Source organism: Streptomyces sp. ISL-12 (genome assembly GCF_018614415.1).
Taxonomy (GTDB): domain Bacteria; phylum Actinomycetota; class Actinomycetes; order Streptomycetales; family Streptomycetaceae; genus Streptomyces.
The window spans coordinates 134,030-149,221 of the sequence record NZ_JAGGOO010000078.1 but is presented as its reverse complement, the minus strand read 5'-3'; the positions used below and the strand labels follow the sequence as shown (position 1 = coordinate 149,221).

At 73.9% G+C, this 15,192-nt stretch carries 13 protein-coding genes; 4 read left to right on the top strand and 9 right to left on the bottom strand.

The window, feature by feature from the left end; genetic code table 11:
• Nucleotides 1–6: 6 nt before the first annotated feature.
• The 5 genes from J7I94_RS22170 to J7I94_RS22150 form a co-directional block, all read right to left on the bottom strand.
• Nucleotides 7–4,350: a cation-translocating P-type ATPase gene (locus J7I94_RS22170; protein ID WP_215169183.1), complete on the bottom strand. Its 4,344-nt coding sequence runs from the start codon at nt 4,348–4,350 to the stop codon at nt 7–9.
• Nucleotides 4,351–4,363: 13 nt separating this feature from the next.
• On the bottom strand, nt 4,364–5,524 hold the full coding sequence (locus tag J7I94_RS39565; protein WP_374198409.1) for a hypothetical protein: 1,161 nt from the start codon (nt 5,522–5,524) through the stop codon (nt 4,364–4,366).
• A 197-nt stretch (nt 5,525–5,721) separates the two neighbouring features.
• The gene (locus tag J7I94_RS22160; protein WP_215169181.1) at nt 5,722–6,309 is read right to left on the bottom strand and encodes a TetR family transcriptional regulator; all 588 of its coding nucleotides are present in this window, start codon (nt 6,307–6,309) and stop codon (nt 5,722–5,724) included.
• Between the two features lie 24 nt (nt 6,310–6,333).
• The gene (locus J7I94_RS22155; RefSeq protein ID WP_215169179.1) at nt 6,334–7,338 is read right to left on the bottom strand and encodes an aldo/keto reductase; all 1,005 of its coding nucleotides are present in this window, start codon (nt 7,336–7,338) and stop codon (nt 6,334–6,336) included.
• 149 nt (nt 7,339–7,487) lie between these two features.
• A complete protein-coding gene (locus tag J7I94_RS22150) occupies nt 7,488–8,870 on the bottom strand; it encodes a glycine--tRNA ligase (protein ID WP_215169177.1) in 1,383 nt (460 codons plus the stop codon).
• 149 nt (nt 8,871–9,019) lie between these two features.
• On the opposite strand from J7I94_RS22150, the gene J7I94_RS22145 reads away from it, so the two are divergent.
• The 4 genes from J7I94_RS22145 to J7I94_RS22130 all read left to right on the top strand — a co-directional run bounded on the left by J7I94_RS22145 (nt 9,020) and on the right by J7I94_RS22130 (nt 12,202).
• On the top strand, nt 9,020–9,997 hold the full coding sequence (locus J7I94_RS22145; RefSeq protein WP_215169175.1) for a zinc ABC transporter substrate-binding protein: 978 nt from the start codon (nt 9,020–9,022) through the stop codon (nt 9,995–9,997).
• Nucleotides 9,998–10,023: 26 nt separating this feature from the next.
• A complete protein-coding gene (locus tag J7I94_RS22140) occupies nt 10,024–10,794 on the top strand; it encodes a metal ABC transporter ATP-binding protein (RefSeq protein ID WP_215169174.1) in 771 nt (256 codons plus the stop codon).
• A 5-nt stretch (nt 10,795–10,799) separates the two neighbouring features.
• Nucleotides 10,800–11,702: a metal ABC transporter permease gene (locus tag J7I94_RS22135; RefSeq protein WP_215169172.1), complete on the top strand. Its 903-nt coding sequence runs from the start codon at nt 10,800–10,802 to the stop codon at nt 11,700–11,702.
• A 92-nt stretch (nt 11,703–11,794) separates the two neighbouring features.
• Nucleotides 11,795–12,202 carry a Fur family transcriptional regulator gene (locus J7I94_RS22130; protein WP_215169170.1) on the top strand — a complete coding sequence of 136 codons (408 nt, stop codon included), beginning with the start codon at nt 11,795–11,797 and terminating at the stop codon, nt 12,200–12,202.
• Nucleotides 12,203–12,217: 15 nt separating this feature from the next.
• Here the strand turns inward: J7I94_RS22130 and J7I94_RS22125 are convergent, their stop codons facing one another.
• The 4 genes from J7I94_RS22125 to J7I94_RS22110 are packed head-to-tail and all read right to left on the bottom strand — an operon-like array spanning nt 12,218 to nt 14,615.
• The gene (locus J7I94_RS22125) at nt 12,218–12,757 is read right to left on the bottom strand and encodes a YcxB family protein (RefSeq protein ID WP_215169168.1); all 540 of its coding nucleotides are present in this window, start codon (nt 12,755–12,757) and stop codon (nt 12,218–12,220) included.
• 25 nt (nt 12,758–12,782) lie between these two features.
• Nucleotides 12,783–13,619 (bottom strand): isoprenyl transferase, encoded by an 837-nt coding sequence (locus J7I94_RS22120; RefSeq protein WP_215169166.1) that lies wholly within the window; start codon nt 13,617–13,619, stop codon nt 12,783–12,785.
• An 11-nt stretch (nt 13,620–13,630) separates the two neighbouring features.
• Nucleotides 13,631–14,377, bottom strand: coding sequence for a DNA repair protein RecO (gene recO, locus J7I94_RS22115; protein WP_215169164.1), 747 nt, complete (start codon nt 14,375–14,377; stop codon nt 13,631–13,633).
• Between the two features lie 22 nt (nt 14,378–14,399).
• Entirely contained in the window at nt 14,400–14,615 is a 216-nt protein-coding gene (locus J7I94_RS22110) for a hypothetical protein (protein ID WP_215169162.1), read from the bottom strand.
• Between the last annotated feature and the right edge of the window lie 577 nt (nt 14,616–15,192).

Below are 15,192 nucleotides of genomic sequence, written 5' to 3'. Positions count from 1 at the left end.
GCACCGTCAGCGGGCGAACTCCGGCAGCCGCTCCGCCACCTTCGGCCACACCCGCGCCACCGCCTCCTCCACGTGCGGCAGGGCCCGCTGCCCGGCCAGCGCGGCGGTGATGGCGAGGGCCACGCCGGCCCAGGCCAGCGGACCGAGCGGGGTGCAGCCGAAGAGGTTGCTGGCGCCCGGCGTCTGCACCAGGGCGACCAGCGCGGCGGCGGAACCCAGCGAGGTCAGCTGCACCAGGCGGCTGCCGCGCCGGTCGGCGAGGGTCTGGGCGAGCTGGGTGCCGACCACCGCGCACAGCGCCATCGTCGTCGACCGGCGGCGCGTGCCCGGCGTGAACCGGCCGAACAGCCAGGCGATCGTCGCGCCCAGCGCCGTGGTCAGCGCCCGGTGCCGGATCTGCCGGATCAGGGGTTCGCCCAGGACGGCCGTACCCAGCGGGGCGCCCGCGTCCGCGTCCTCCTGTTCCGGGTCGCCGGTCTCGGTCACCGCCACGGCCATCGCCGGGAACAGGTCGGTGAAGAGATTCACCAGCAGCATCTGCCGGGTCGACAGGGGCGCGGAGCCGCCGAGGACCGTGCCGAGGATGCCGAAGCCGACCTCGCCGGCGTTGCCGCCGATGAGGATGGCGATGGCGTCCGCGACGCTGTGCCACAGGGCGCGGCCCTCGCGCACCGCCTCCACCAGGACCAGCAGGTCGTCGCCGGTGACGACCAGGTCGGCGGCGTTGCGGGCGGCGGCCGAGCCGCGGGCGTTGATGCCGACGCCGATGTCGGCGGCGCGGATCGCGGCGGCGTCGTTGGCGCCGTCGCCGACCATGCCGACGACCCGCCCGGCGTCCCGCAGCGACTCGACGACCTGGAGTTTCTGCTCGGGCGCTACGCGGGCCACCACATCGGCGTCGCGCAGCATCCGGGAGCGGCCCCGGCGGTCGGCGGCGGCGAGTTCGTCGCCGGTGACGACGACCGCGTCCTCGGGCCAGCCCAGCTCGGCGGCGATGGCGCGGGCGGTCTGCGGATGGTCGCCGGTCAGCACCACGGGCCGTACGCCCGCCTCGCGCAGCCCCCGCACCAGCGCCGGGGACGTCTCGCGGGCCACGTCGGACAGGCCGAGCAGCCCGGTGAAGCGCAGGTCCAGCTCGTCCAGGGGGCGTTCGAGCAGCTCGGCCGGGTCCTCACCGCCGGTCAGCGGGCGGTGGGCGACCGCCAGGACGCGCAGTCCGGCGGCGGCCAGGTCGTGGGCGCCGTCGTGCGCGTGGTCGGGGAGGCGGGGGCAGGCCGGGAGCACCGTCTCGGGGGCGCCCTTGACGACCAGGACCGGGGTGCCGTCCCCGGCGCGGCCGACGGCGGCGGCGTAACCGCGCGAGGTCTCGAAGGGCAGCCCCTCGATCTGCTCCCACTCGGGGTCGTCCCCGGCGGCGTCGAGGACCGCCTCGTCGGTGGCGTGGGTGGGCCGGGTGCCGTCCCCGTCCAGCCGGGGACAGGCGCGGGCGGCGACCCGTACCGTCTCGGCCGCCTCCTGCGCGGAGGCCCGGTGCACCGTGCCGCTCTCGTCCGTGACGCGGATCAGCCGCAGCCGGTTCTCGGTGAGCGTGCCGGTCTTGTCGAAGCAGACGGTGTCCATCCGGCCCAGCGCCTCCAGTGTGCGCGGGGTGCGCACCAGCACGCCGCGCCGCCCGAGGCGCCGGGCCGCCGCGAGCTGCGCGACCGTCGCCACCAGCGGCAGCCCCTCCGGCACGGCGGCCACCGCCACCGACACCCCGCCGCTGACCGCCTGCCGGATCGGCGTGCCGCGCAGCAGCGACAGCCCGGTCACCGCGGCACCGCCGGCCAGGGTGAGCGGCAGCGCCTTGCCGGTCAGCTCCTGGAGCCGGGCCTGTACGCCGGCGGCGGCCGGGGTGCGGGAGGCCAGCGACACGGCGCGGGCTGCCTCCGTACGCTCCCCCGTGTCCACGACGACGGCGCGGGCCCGCCCGGCGACCACGGTGGTGCCCTCGAAGACCATGCAGTGCCGCTCGGCGACGGGCACGTGCGGCGTCGGGTCCAGGCACTTGTCCACCGGCAGCGACTCCCCGGTCAGCGCCGACTCGTCGACCTCCAGACCGTCCTCCCACAGCAGCCGGGCGTCGGCGGGCACCACGTCGTCGGTGTTCAGGGCGATGACGTCCCCCGGGCGGAGCTTGGCGGCGTCCACGACCCGGTCCGGCCGCTCCTCGGCGCCGTCGTCCTGAGTGCTCACCCGGGCCTTCTGCTTCTGCTGGGCGAGGAGCCCGGCCAGCGCCCGTTCGGCGCGCAGCCGCTGCAACCCGCCGACCAGCGCGTTGAGATCGAGGGCGCCGACGACCAGCGCGGCGTCCATCACGGAGCCGAGGATCGCCTCGGCGGCCGAGCCGACCGCGAGGACCGGGGTGAGCGGATCGTCCAGCTCGCCCCGTACCGCACCGGCCAGCTGCGCCGTCCAGACGACCGGCTTGAGCACGGGCGTCCGGGCCGCCTTCCGGGACACCGCCCGCAGCCGGGCGGTCAGTTGCTCGGCGGCCGACGGCTCCGGCTCCCGCTGCCCGGCCAGCCTCTCCCGTACGTCGTCGGGGTCCAGTTCGTGCCAGGCCACCCGGGGCCGGGGGCGGGGCGCGCGGGCCGCCGCCACGGTGAGCGCGGCGCGCGCCCCGGACACCAGGGCGGCCAGCGCGCTCGCGTCGACGGGGGCGTGCCGCAGCCCCGGCAACAGCGGCGAACCGCGTTCCTTACGGGCCTCCCCGACCGCCACCAGCAGCCCCGACAGCGCGGCCCCGGACCGGGCCAGCACCTGCGAACGCCGGCCGACCCCGCGGGCCGCCGGCACCGCCCGCAGCAGCCGCCACACATCGGCGAGGCCGTGCGGGGCCAGTACGTCCGCGCCCCAGGCGACCGGACCGTCCCCGTCGGCGAGGGCCACGGCCACGTCCCCGCCGAGCAGCCCGGCGAGCAGCGGGCCACCGGCGTCGGGACCGGGCCGTACGACGGTGATGACGCCGCCGTCCTCCTCGCGCAGGGCGTCCACCACCTCCCGCAGCGGCCGGCCGGCGCCGACGACCTGGTCGGCGAGGCCGGTGAAGTCGGCCAGCGCCGGGTCCTCCACCATCACCACGCGCAGTCCGGCGCGGCGGGCCGCGTCCAGGACGTCCTCGGTCCAGGGGTCCGCGCCCTCGCCCGGCCGCCGCAGCGCGCTCGGGTGCAGCACGACCGTGCCGGCCATCTCCAGCTGCCGCAGCCGCTCGGGGTCGCGGACCAGCACACCGGCCCGGGACAGCGCGCCGCTGAGGACGGCGTGGAAGGCGGCGGGCCCGTACCGGGCGGCCTTCGGCGAACCCGCCAGCACCGCCTCGGCCGCCTCGTTCAGGTCGTGCTTGACCAGCAGGGTGGCCAGCGCGCCCGCCACACTGCCGGTGGAGGCGTGGGCGGCGTAGGTGAGGGCGGGCGAGGAACGCAGCGGCGGGCGCAGCGCCGGGTCGCCGGGCAGACCGCCCCGCTCGGGGGCGCACAGCCGGTCGTGCACGACCTCGAACGTGGCCGTCCGGGCCACCGCCTCCGCCAACTGGCAGGCGCGCAGCGCCCCGTCGAGGATCAGCGAGGCCGGGCTCTGGCCCGCGCCCTGCACGGCGGCGTTGACGACGGCCAGCGCCACGTCCATCCGGGCGGTGCCGAGCCGGCCGCGCAGCCAGGACCGGAAGGCGGGGTTCTCGCGCAGCAGGGTGGCCACGGCCGTCACCAGCCGGGGCGAGGGCGGCAGCCGCAGCGCGGAGGCGGTCAGCCCGGCGGCGACGCCGAGCGCGTCGGCGCCGAGGGCCGCCGCGGCGACCCGCACGGAGGTGGGGTCGCCGGGGTGGGACAGTTCTTCGACGGGTTCGGCGGCTTCGGCGCGGGTCAGCCCGTGCTCCTCGGCGAGGTCGGTGGCCCGGTCCACCACCCGGTCGGTCAGCGCCTCCTCGGTGGCGGTCACCACCAGGCGGGCCAGCCCCTCGTCCCAGTAGGCGAGCGCCACGTCCGGGTGGTCGGCCAGCGCCGCCGCCACCCGCCGGGCCGCTCCCGCGACGCCGCCCGCCCGCCGCACCTTCCCCTCTTCGGCAGGCCGCAGCGCGAGGTGGGCGCGGGTGCCGGCCCGCCAGTCGCCGGTGCCGCCCGGCAGCGCTGCGCGGGCGACCCTGGCCGCCCGCGCCGCGAAGTCCGCGGTCCGTACGCCGGCCCGCGCGCCGCCCGCCACGGCACCGGCCGCGAGGCCGGCCGCGGGCGCGGCACCGCGCGCGAGCAGCCGGGGTCCGGCGAGGACGAACCCGGCCGCGGCTCCGGACGTACGGTTCAGAAGTCCAGCCCCCATCACCAACGCCCCCTCAGCCTGCCTTCCGGCTCGTTCCGGCCGCCTTGCCCGACTTGCCCGACCGGGCGGTCTTGGCGGTCTTCTTCTGTGCGGATTTCCGGGCGGTGGCGGCGCGGGTGGTCGCCGTCGAGCCGCTCCTCGTCGCCGCCCCGCTCCGGGCCACGGCACCGGCGCCCTTGGCCACGGCCGTGTTCTTCGCCCGCACGCCGCTGGTCATGCCGGTGTCGGTGGTCGCGGCGGGGGTGGCGCGGGTGGTGGCCGTGGCCGGCTTGGCGCGGGCGGTCGCCGTCTCCTTGGCGGCGGCGGTCTGCTTCACCGCGCCGGCGGCTGTCTTCGTCCCCGTGCCGGTGGCTGTCTTCCTCCCCGTGGCGACGGCCGACTTCTTGGCCGCGGCGGCGGCCATCTGCTTCGTCGCGGCAGCAGCCGACTTCTTGGCCGCGGCGGGAGCAGTCTTCTTCGTCGCGGCGGCAGCCGACTTACGAGCCGCCACAGCCGCCCCCGCGGTCGCCGCCTTGGACCCGGCGGTGCCCGTCGTCCGCGCAGCCGGGCTCGCGGCGGCCGTCCTGGCCGCCCCCGCGGTCTTGCGAGCCCCGGCACCCGTCTTCCCGGCCCCAGCCGCCGTCGTGGCGGACCGGGCCGCCGTCTTGCGGACCCCGGCCGCCGCCTTACGGGCTCCGGCCGCCGTCCCGGCCGCGGCGGCGGTCCTCGACGTACCGCCCCGGACCGCCTCACCACCCCCGGCGCTCACAGCCGTAGCAACAGCCCCAGCCGCGCCCTTGCTCGCACCCGTACCCGGGCCCTTCACCGCACCCGAAGCCGCAGCGGCATCCGCATCCGCAGCCGCATCCCCCTCCGCCGGCTCCCGCCGCCGAGGCTGCGTCAGCCAGGCGACCGCCGCTCCGGTGAGCGCGACGGGCCACTCCACGAGACCGGCGACGCCCGCCACCCCGGCGCCGGTGTACACCGCCAGCCGCCGCCCGCGGGGCGACACCGCGCCGATCCGGTCCAGCACGCCGCCCGCCATCTTGCCGACGGTTCCGGCACCCGGCACCCGGTCCAGGACCCCGCCGGCCACCCTGCCGACGGTTCCGGCACCCGGCACCCGCTCCAGCACCGTGACGGCGGCACCGAGCGGCCCCGGGAGCCCGCGTGTCGCCGACTTCTGCTCAGCCATGACCGTCCTCCACGCGCGTGCTCGCCCTTGGCAACATCACCTTCCGGTATGCGCCGGGTTCCCGCACTTCGGACGGTCATCCACGTGATAGCGGGTCACTCCTGTGCCACGGGGCGCCTTTCCAGTGCGAGCGCGTGCAGCGCCTCCAGCCGCCGGGTGACGTCGTCGGCCGGCGGTCCTGCCGTCCGGCCCCCGGGTCAGGCCCGCAGCCCCCGCACCAGCAGCCCCACCACGGCCTCGAACTCCTCGTCGATCTCCGGCCGCCGCCACTGGTCCGCGTGGCAGGGGTCGTGGAAGCGGGCGGTGGCCTGGAAGAACGCCCGGGCGGCGGTCTCCGGATCACCGGCGGCGAAGGCGCCCGCTTCCGTGCCGAGCCGCACGATCCGGGTCAACTGGGCGGTCAGGTCGTCGAGGTGCTCCCCGACCACCGTGCCGTTCTCCCCGACCAGGACCGAGTACGTGGCGAACAGCTCGGGATCGTCGCCCGCCTTGCGGCGCTTGGCCTCGAACAGGGCCCGTGTCCAGTCCCGCAGCCGGGCCTCCGGGTCGCGGTCGGCGGCGGCGATCCCGGCCAGTGCCTCGGAGGTACGGTCCAGCCACCGCTTGGTGACCGCCTCGCGCAGCGCCGCCTTGGTCCGGAAGTGCCGGTAGACGCTGCCGTGGCTGACGCCGAGCGCGCGGGCCACGTCCACCACGGTGGCCTTGGCCGGGCCGTGGCGGCGCAGCACCTCCTCGGTGGCTTCGAGGATGCGCTCGGCGGTCAGGGTCTCGGAGGTCGGTGCCATGTCCTAGACCGTACCCGGCGCGGGTCAGCGCTCGACGTGGGCCATCTGGGCCGCCGGGTAGCGCTCGCCGGCGGCGGCACCGGGCGGCACGGCCTCCTCGATCGCGGCGAGGTCGGCGGCGTCCAGCGTCACGTCCAGCGCGCCCAGCGCCTCCCCGAGCCGCTCCCGGGTACGGGCGCCGACCAGCGGCACGATGTCCGTACCGCGCGACAGCACCCACGCGATGGCGACCTGCGCGACGCTCACGCCCTTGCCCTCGGCGATCTTCCGCAGGGCCTCGACGAGGCCCAGGTTGTGCTGGAGGTTGTCGCCCTGGAAGCGCGGGGAGTGGGCGCGGAAGTCGGTGGCCGCGAGCTGCCGGTCGGGGGTGAAGTGCCCGGAGATCAGCCCGCGCGAGAGCACGCCGTACGCCGTGACACCGATCCCCAGCTCCCGCACGGCGGGGAGGATCTCCTCCTCGATGCCGCGCGAGATGAGCGAGTACTCGATCTGCAGGTCGCTGATGGGCGCGGTGGCGGCGGCCCGCCGGACGGTCCCGGCCCCGACCTCGCTGAGGCCGATGTGCCGCACGTACCCCTTCTCGACCAGCTCCGCGATGGCGCCGACCGTCTCCTCGATCGGCACGTCGGGGTCGAGGCGGGCGATGCGGTAGACGTCGATGTGGTCGACGCCCAGGCGCTGGAGCGAGTAGGCGGCGAAGTTCCGCACGGCGGCGGGCCGCCCGTCGTACCCCGCCCAGCCGCCGTCCGGGTCCCGCAGCGCACCGAACTTCACACTGACCAGCGCCCGCTCCCGCAGGCCGGCCGGCGCGGTGCGCAGGGCCTCGCCGATCAGCATCTCGTTGTGCCCCATGCCGTAGAAGTCACCGGTGTCGAGCAGCGTGACCCCGGCATCGAGGGCGGCGTGAATGGTGGCGACCGACTCCCCCCGGTCCGCTTCCCCGTAGAGCGCGGACATGCCCATACAGCCGAGGCCGAGGGCGGAGACCTGGGGGCCGGTGGTTCCGAGAGAGCGCGTTGACATCGTCATGCGTCCACTCTGACATGACAGCTGACAGATTTCAATATCTGTCAGCCACTATCCGTTACACGGGAGGCCGCCAGGCCGTGGTCACGACAGCCGAACGCCGGATGAGCCGCACCTTCGGCTCATCCGGCGTTCACGGGAGGCGGAGACCCTCAGCAGCCGACGAGGCGGCTCGCCAGGTACCCCTCGATCTGGTCCAGCGACACCCGCTCCTGCTTCATGGAGTCACGCTCGCGGACCGTCACCGCGTTGTCCTCCAGCGTGTCGAAGTCGACCGTCACGCAGTACGGCGTGCCGATCTCGTCCTGGCGGCGGTAGCGGCGGCCGATGGCGCCGGCGTCGTCGAAGTCGATGTTCCAGTTCTGGCGGAGCGCCTGGGCGAGGCCCTTGGCCTTCGGGGACAGGTCGGCGTTGCGCGACAGCGGCAGCACGGCGACCTTCACCGGGGCGAGGCGGTGGTCGAGGCGCAGCACGGTGCGCTTCTCCAGCTTGCCCTTGGCGTTGGGCGCCTCGTCCTCGATGTAGGCGTCCAGCAGGAAGGCGAGCATCGCGCGGCCGACACCGGCCGCCGGCTCGATGACGTACGGGGTCCAGCGCTCGCCGGCCTCCTGGTCGAAGTAGGAGAGGTCCTGGCCGGAGGCCTTGGAGTGGGCGCCGAGGTCGTAGTCGGTGCGGTTGGCGACGCCCTCCAGCTCACCCCACTCGCTGCCGCCGAACTGGAAGCGGTACTCGATGTCGGCGGTGCGCTTGGAGTAGTGGGAGAGCTTCTCCTTGGGGTGCTCGTACCACCGCATGTTCTCCTCGCGCATGCCGAGGCCGGTGTACCAGTTCCAGCGCTGCTCCATCCAGTACTCCTGCCACTTCTCGTCCTCGCCCGGCTTGACGAAGAACTCCATCTCCATCTGCTCGAACTCGCGGGTGCGGAAGATGAAGTTGCCGGGCGTGATCTCGTTGCGGAAGGACTTGCCCATCTGGGCGATGCCGAACGGCGGCTTGCGGCGCGAGGTGGTCTGCACCTGGCCGAAGTTGGTGAAGATGCCCTGCGCGGTCTCGGGGCGCAGGTAGGCGACGGAGCCGCTGTCCTGGGTGGGGCCGAGGTGGGTGGAGAGCAGGCCCGAGAACTGCTTGGGCTCGGTGAACTGGCCCTTGTTGCCGCAGTTGGGGCAGTTGACGTCGGCGAGGCCGTTCTCCGGGGCGCGGCCCTTCTTCTCCTCGTACGCCTCTTCCAGGTGGTCCGCGCGGAACCGCTTGTGGCACGCGGTGCACTCGGTCAGCGGGTCGGTGAAGGTCGCGACGTGGCCGGAGGCGACCCAGACCTCGGGGGCGAGGATCACGGACGAGTCGATGCCGACGACGTCCTCGCGCGACGTGACCATGTAGCGCCACCACTGGCGCTTGAGGTTCTCCTTGAGCTCGACACCGAGCGGGCCGTAGTCCCAGGCGGCACGCTGGCCGCCGTAGATCTCACTACAGGGGAAAACGAAGCCACGGCGCTTGCTCAGGCTGACGATGGTGTCGATCTTGTCGGCGGCCACGGTGCTCTCTTCATTACGACGACGGGCGACGAAGCGAGATGCTTCCAGCGAATGATTCAGGTTACCGGCGTTGCCCGGCCCTCGACCAAATCGGCCCCTGGTCCGTCCTTTGTTGACAATCGTTTCCAGATTTGTTGAAAATGAGTGTCATGAACGTACGACGACGCCCCATATCCGGCATAGCGGTCGCAGCGGTCACCGCTCTCGGCCTCGGCACCCTCTCCGCCTGCTCCAGCGACAGCGCGGAGGCGAGCGGCGGGGGCGACGGCGGCAAGCTCGACGTCGTCGCGTCGTTCTACCCGATGCAGTACCTCGCCGAGCAGATCGGCGGGGACCACGTGAACGTCACCACCCTCACCGAGCCCGGCCAGGAGCCGCACGACCTGGAGCTGAGCACCAAGCAGACCGCCGAGCTGGGCGAGGCGGACGCGGTGCTCTACCTGAAGTCGCTGCAGCCCGCCGTGGACGAGGCGGTCGCCCAGTCCGGCGTCAAGACCAAGATCGACGCGGCCGCGCTGACCGAGCTGGAGAACCACGGCGACGTCGAGCACGACCACGGCGGCGAGGAGGAGCACGCCGAGTCCGGGGAAGAGGGGTCGGAGTCCACCCTCGACCCGCACGTCTGGCTGGACCCGGTCAAGTACGCCGAGATCGCCGAGGGCGTCGCCACGGCCCTGGAGAAGGCCGACCCGGACAACGCCGCCGACTACAAGAAGAACGCCGAAACGCTGACGACCAAGCTCGACGGTCTGAACACGGCGTACGAGAACGGTCTGAAGAACACCGACACCAAGGTCTTCTTCACCAACCACGCCGCCTTCGGCTACCTCGCCGAGCGCTACGGCCTGACCCAGGAGGCCATCACCGGCCTCGACCCGGAGAGCGAGCCCAGCCCCGCCCGGATCAAGGAGCTCCAGACCGAGGCCAAGGCCGACGGCGTGACCACCGTGTTCTACGAGACACTGGTGTCGGACAAGACCGCGAAGACCCTCGCCAAGGACGCGGGCCTGAAGACCGATGTCCTCGACCCGCTCGAAGGCATCACCGACAAGTCCGAGGGCGAGGACTACATCGAGGTCATGCAGTCCAACCTCGAAGCGCTGAAGACCGCCCTCGGCGCCAAGTGACCGTTTCTGACCGTACGGAGGACCTCGTGAGCGACGAGCCCGTCATATCCCTGCGCGGCGTCCGCGCCGAACTGGGCTCGCGCCTCGTCCTGCGGGGCATCGACCTCACCGTGCGCCACGGTGAGGTCGTCGCGCTGCTCGGCGCCAACGGCTCCGGCAAGTCCACCGCCGTGCGCACCGCCATCGGCCAGGTGCCGGCGACGGCCGGGGAGGTCGAGCTGTTCGGCACCCCGCTGCGCCGGTTCCGCGCCTGGGCGCGGGTGGGCTACGTCCCGCAGCGCACCACGGCCGCCGGCGGCGTGCCCGCCACGGTGACCGAGGTCGTCTCCTCCGGCCGGCTCTCCCGGGCCCGCTTCGGCATCCTCCGCAAGGCCGACCACCAGGCCGTACGCCGCGCCCTGGAGCTGGTCGGCATGGCCGACCGCGCCAAGGACTCGGTGAACGCCCTCTCCGGCGGCCAGCACCAGCGCGTCCTGATCGCCCGCGCGCTCGCCTCCGACCCCGAGCTGCTGATCATGGACGAGCCGATGGCCGGCGTCGACCTGGCCAGCCAGGAGGTGCTCGCCCAGACCCTGCGCGAGCAGACCGCCGCCGGTACGACCGTCCTGCTCGTCCTGCACGAGCTGGGCCCCCTGGAGCCCCTGATCGACCGGGCCGTCGTCCTGCGCGACGGCTGCGTCCTGCACGACGGCCCGCCCCCCAAGGCGGTCGGCCAGCACGCCCTGCCCGGCCACGACCACGTCCACCCGCACGACACCTCGGGCGCCGAACCGATCCGCACCGGACTGCTGAGCTGACCGCCATGGAAATCCTGAACTACGCCTTCATGCAGCGGGCCCTGCTCGCCGCCGTCCTGGTCGGCGTCACCGCCCCCGCGATCGGCATCTACCTCGCCCAGCGCCGCCAGGCCCTGATGGGCGACGGCATCGGCCACGTCGCGATGACCGGCGTCGGCCTCGGCTTCCTGCTCTCCTGGTCCCCGGTGTGGATGGCGACCCTGGTCTCCGTGCTGGGCGCCGTACTGATGGAGCTGATCCGCTGGTACGGCCGCACCCGCGGCGACATCGCCCTCGCCATGCTCTTCTACGGCGGCATGGCCGGCGGCGTGATGTTCATCAACCTCGCCCCGGGCGGCTCCAACGCCAACCTCACCTCGTACCTCTTCGGCTCGCTGTCGACGGTGAGCGAGTCGGACGTCACCGCGATCTGCCTGCTGGCCGCCTTCGTGGTGCTGGTCACCCTGGGCCTGCGCCGCCAGCTCTTCGCGGTCAGCCAGGACGAGGAGTTCGCGCGGGTCACCGGGCTGCCGGTGCGCGCGCTGAACCTGCTGACCGCCGTCACCGCCGCCGTCACCGTGACCGTCGCCATGCGCGTGGTCGGCCTGCTGCTGGTCTCCGCGCTGATGGTGGTCCCGGTGGCCGCCGCCCAGCAGCTCAGCCGCAGCTTCGCCGCCACCTTCGCGATCTCCGTGGCGATCGGCGTCGCGGCGACCCTCGGCGGCACGGTCACCTCGTACTACCAGGACGTGCCGCCCGGCGCGACGATCGTGCTGCTCGCCCTCGGCGCGTTCATCGTGCTGACCGTGCTGGCCGCCCCGCTGGCCCGGCGGCGCGCGCGGGCGTCCGCCGCCGCGCGGGCCGCCGCCGACCCCGCCGAGTGCCGGATCCCGGCCGGGCGGGAGGCGGGCGACGAGGTGAGCGTATGACCGGCAGCTGCCCGGCATCCGATCGGCGTCCGACCGACGGCAGCGGGGGCTGGCACAATGGCCCCGGCAGCGCAGACGTGAGGAGGCCACCGGTGACCACCGCAGGACCACCCGTGAAGGGCCGTGCCACCCGGCAGCGCGCCGCCGTGTCGGCGGCCCTGCAGGAGGTCGAGGAGTTCCGCAGCGCGCAGGAACTGCACGACATGCTCAAGCACAAGGGCGACTCGGTCGGCCTCACCACCGTCTACCGCACCCTGCAGTCCCTCGCCGACGCCGGCGAGGTCGACGTCCTGCGCACCGCCGACGGCGAGTCCGTCTACCGCCGCTGCTCCAGCGACGACCACCATCACCACCTGGTCTGCCGCACCTGCGGCAAGGCCGTCGAGGTGGAGGGGCCCGCCGTGGAGAAGTGGGCGGAGGCCATCGCCGCCGAGCACGGCTACGTCAACGTGGCGCACACCGTGGAGATCTTCGGTACGTGCGCGGACTGCGCGGGCTGACCCCCGGCCCGTCCGTCACACGCGGGCCAGGTGCCGGTCCAGGACCGCGCGCAGCCGGTCGGCGTCGGCGCCGTCCCCGAGGCCGCGCTTGGGCAGCACGGTGAAGCAGGAGATGTTCCTGTCGTCGCTGAACAGGACGAACAGCTCGGGGGTCTCGCGGTAGCGCGGCTGCGCCGCCCAGGTGACCGTCGTCGAGGTGGCGTCGTTCGTCACCGTCAGCCCGGACTCCGTCACCGTCGCCCGGTGGTCGCCGAACCGCGCCGCCAGGGCGAGGAACTGGCGGGCCTGGAGCCACGGCAGCAGGAGCACCAGCACGACGACCAGGACGATCCAGATCACGGGGAACAGGTCGAACTCCCCCGTCGCCGCGCTGACGGCGATCCCCACGACCGCGCAGACGGCGGCGACGGCGAGCAGCACCCGTTGCAGCCGCGCGCCCTTGCGGATCCGTCTTCGCGCCCGCAGCGCCGCCGTGAAGTCCCCGAACTCCGGCCGGTACGCCAGCTCCACGGCGTCCGCGCCCGTCTCCCGCCCCATGTCCATGTCCATGTCCATGAGGCGGAAGCGTAGGCGAAGAAGATCAGCCCTGCTGACGGCCCTCCATGGCGAGCAGTTCCTCGTTGGGGATCGCCCCGCCGAAGCGCCGGTCCCGGGAGGCGAACTCCAGGCACGCGCGCCACAGATCACGGCGGTCGAAGTCCGGCCACAGCACGTCCTGGAAGACCATCTCCGCGTACGCGCTCTGCCACAACAGGTAGTTGGAGGTGCGCTGCTCGCCGCTGGGCCGCAGGAACAGGTCGACGTCCGGCATGTCCGGGTAGTACAGGTACTTCGCGACCGTCTTCTCGGTGACCTTGGACGGGTCGAGCCGCCCGGCCCGCACCTCCTCGGCGATGGCCTGCGCCGCGTCGGCGATCTCGGCCCGGCCGCCGTAGTTCATGCAGAAGTAGAGCGTGAGCCGGTCGTTGTCCTTGGTCTGCTCCTGGGCGATCTGGAGCTCCTTGGCGACCGACTTCCACAGCTTGGGCATCCGGCCCACCCAGCGCACCCGCACGCCCAGCCCGTCGAGGGTGTCGCGGGACTTTCGGATGAAGTCGCGGTTGAAGTTCATCAGGAAGCGCACCTCGTCGGGCGAGCGCTTCCAGTTCTCGGTGGAGAAGGCGTACAGGGAGATGCTCCCGACGCCCATCTCGATGGCCCCCTGGAGCACGTCCATGACCTGCTCGGCACCGACCTTGTGGCCCTCGGTGCGGGGCAGCCCGCGCTGCTTGGCCCAGCGGCCGTTGCCGTCCATGACGATGGCCACGTGCTCCGGGACCAGCTCCCCGGGGAGCTTCGGCGGCCGGGCGCCGGACGGGTGCGGCTCGGGTGTCCGGTACTCCCGGCGCTGACGCCCCAGAATCCCGCGTACGGCCATGTCAGGTTCTCCTACTTCTCGACGTACCGCAGGGAGCGCAGTCCCCGCTCCAGATGCCAGTGCAGGTAGGCGGAGACCAGTCCGCTGCCCTCCCGGACGTGCCGCGGCTCGGCCGCGTCCGCCGTGCCCCAGTCTCCCGCAAGCAGCGCGCCGAGCAGTTCCAGGGCCTGGGGCGAGGGTACGACGCTGCCGGGCACCCGGCAGTCGGCGCAGACGGAACCGCCCGATCCGACCGAGAAGAACCGGTTCGGGCCCGGCATCCCGCACTTCGCGCAGTCCCCGAAGGTCGGGGCGTACCCGTTGACCGCGAGGGAGCGCAGCAGGAACGCGTCCAGGACCAGGCCCGGCGCGTGCTCGCCCCGGGCGAGGGTGCGCAGCGCGCCGACCAGCAGCAGGTACTGCTGCACGGCCGGCTCCCCTTCGTGGTCGGTGAACCGCTCGGCGGTCTCCAGCATGGCCGTCCCGGCGGTGTACCGGGCGTAGTCGGTGACGATGCCGCCACCGTACGGCGCGATGGTCTCGCTCTGCGTGCACAGCGGCAGTCCGCGGCCGACCAGTTCGCTGCCGCGCGCGAAGAACTGCACGTCGACGTGGGAGAAGGGTTCGAGCCGGGCGCCGAACTTGCTCTTCGTGCGCCGCACGCCGCGGGCCACGGCGCGCACCCGGCCGTGACCGCGGGTGAGCAGGGTGATGATCCGGTCCGCCTCACCCAGCTTCTGGGTGCGCAGCACGATGCCGTCGTCGCGGAACAGACTCATGGCACCCATTGTCACCCACGCCTCAGGGCACCTCGCCCCGGCTGCGGGCGTTGACGTACGCCGTCCCCGCGCCGATCCGCTCGGCGGGCGTCGCCCGGCGCACCGCGCCCGGTTCGGCGTCCCACTCCCGCCCGCCGCCGCACGGCCGGAGCTGGACGTACGGTCCCTCGTGCCCCATGACGATCCCCACCCTTCCGTTCCGGGTGTCCACGACGTACGAACCGACGGGCTCTTGCACCGCGTCCTCCGCTCCCTCGGCCCCTTCGCTCCGGGCCGATCGTTGTCCGACCGGGTCCCCCTCTGTTTTTCGGTTCCGGGCCCCGTCTCCCCAAGGTGACGTTTCAGCACCGGCCCCGGGGGGCCGTCGCGCGCCGTAAGTGCGGTGGGGAGGAGGGGAGTTCGGGAGGGCCGCCGGGGAATGCAGAAACGTACCGTTCGAGCATGTGATGCCCAGACCCGACGGTGTTCGAGCGCCGGACCCGATCGGGTGCGGCTGCGGGGGTTTGCCCCCAGGAGAACCGGGGTGCTGCCCGGACGGGGACCGCGGCCCGTCTCGGCGACTCTGCCCGTATGACGCAGACCACACACCTGTCGCGGACCATCCGGTCGAGGCGGACCACGGCCGCCCCACGGGTCCGGCGCGCCGCCGCCCTCGTGGGCGCCTCCGCCGTCCTGCTGGGCCCGACCGTGCCGGTGACGTCCGCCGCCGCCACCCCCGCCGCCGCCCGCTCGTCTGGGCCGCGTGCCCCGGGGCGGCGGACCTCGACCCCGGCAGCGGTGCGCCCTGGCGACCGGCGAGCGGCCGGACGGCGACA

Excerpts from the sequence above, each read along its gene's own strand:
- J7I94_RS22170 (WP_215169183.1), bottom strand. The coding sequence starts at position 4,350 with ATGGGGGCTGGACTTCTGAACCGTACGTCCGGAGCCGCGGCCGGGTTC.
- J7I94_RS39565 (WP_374198409.1), bottom strand. The coding sequence starts at position 5,524 with ATGGCTGAGCAGAAGTCGGCGACACGCGGGCTCCCGGGGCCGCTCGGT.
- J7I94_RS22160 (WP_215169181.1), bottom strand. The coding sequence starts at position 6,309 with ATGGCACCGACCTCCGAGACCCTGACCGCCGAGCGCATCCTCGAAGCC.
- J7I94_RS22155 (WP_215169179.1), bottom strand. The coding sequence starts at position 7,338 with ATGACGATGTCAACGCGCTCTCTCGGAACCACCGGCCCCCAGGTCTCC.
- J7I94_RS22145 (WP_215169175.1), top strand. The coding sequence starts at position 9,020 with ATGAACGTACGACGACGCCCCATATCCGGCATAGCGGTCGCAGCGGTC.
- J7I94_RS22135 (WP_215169172.1), top strand. The coding sequence starts at position 10,800 with ATGGAAATCCTGAACTACGCCTTCATGCAGCGGGCCCTGCTCGCCGCC.
- J7I94_RS22125 (WP_215169168.1), bottom strand. The coding sequence starts at position 12,757 with ATGGACATGGACATGGACATGGGGCGGGAGACGGGCGCGGACGCCGTG.
- J7I94_RS22120 (WP_215169166.1), bottom strand. The coding sequence starts at position 13,619 with ATGGCCGTACGCGGGATTCTGGGGCGTCAGCGCCGGGAGTACCGGACA.
- recO (WP_215169164.1), bottom strand. The coding sequence starts at position 14,377 with ATGAGTCTGTTCCGCGACGACGGCATCGTGCTGCGCACCCAGAAGCTG.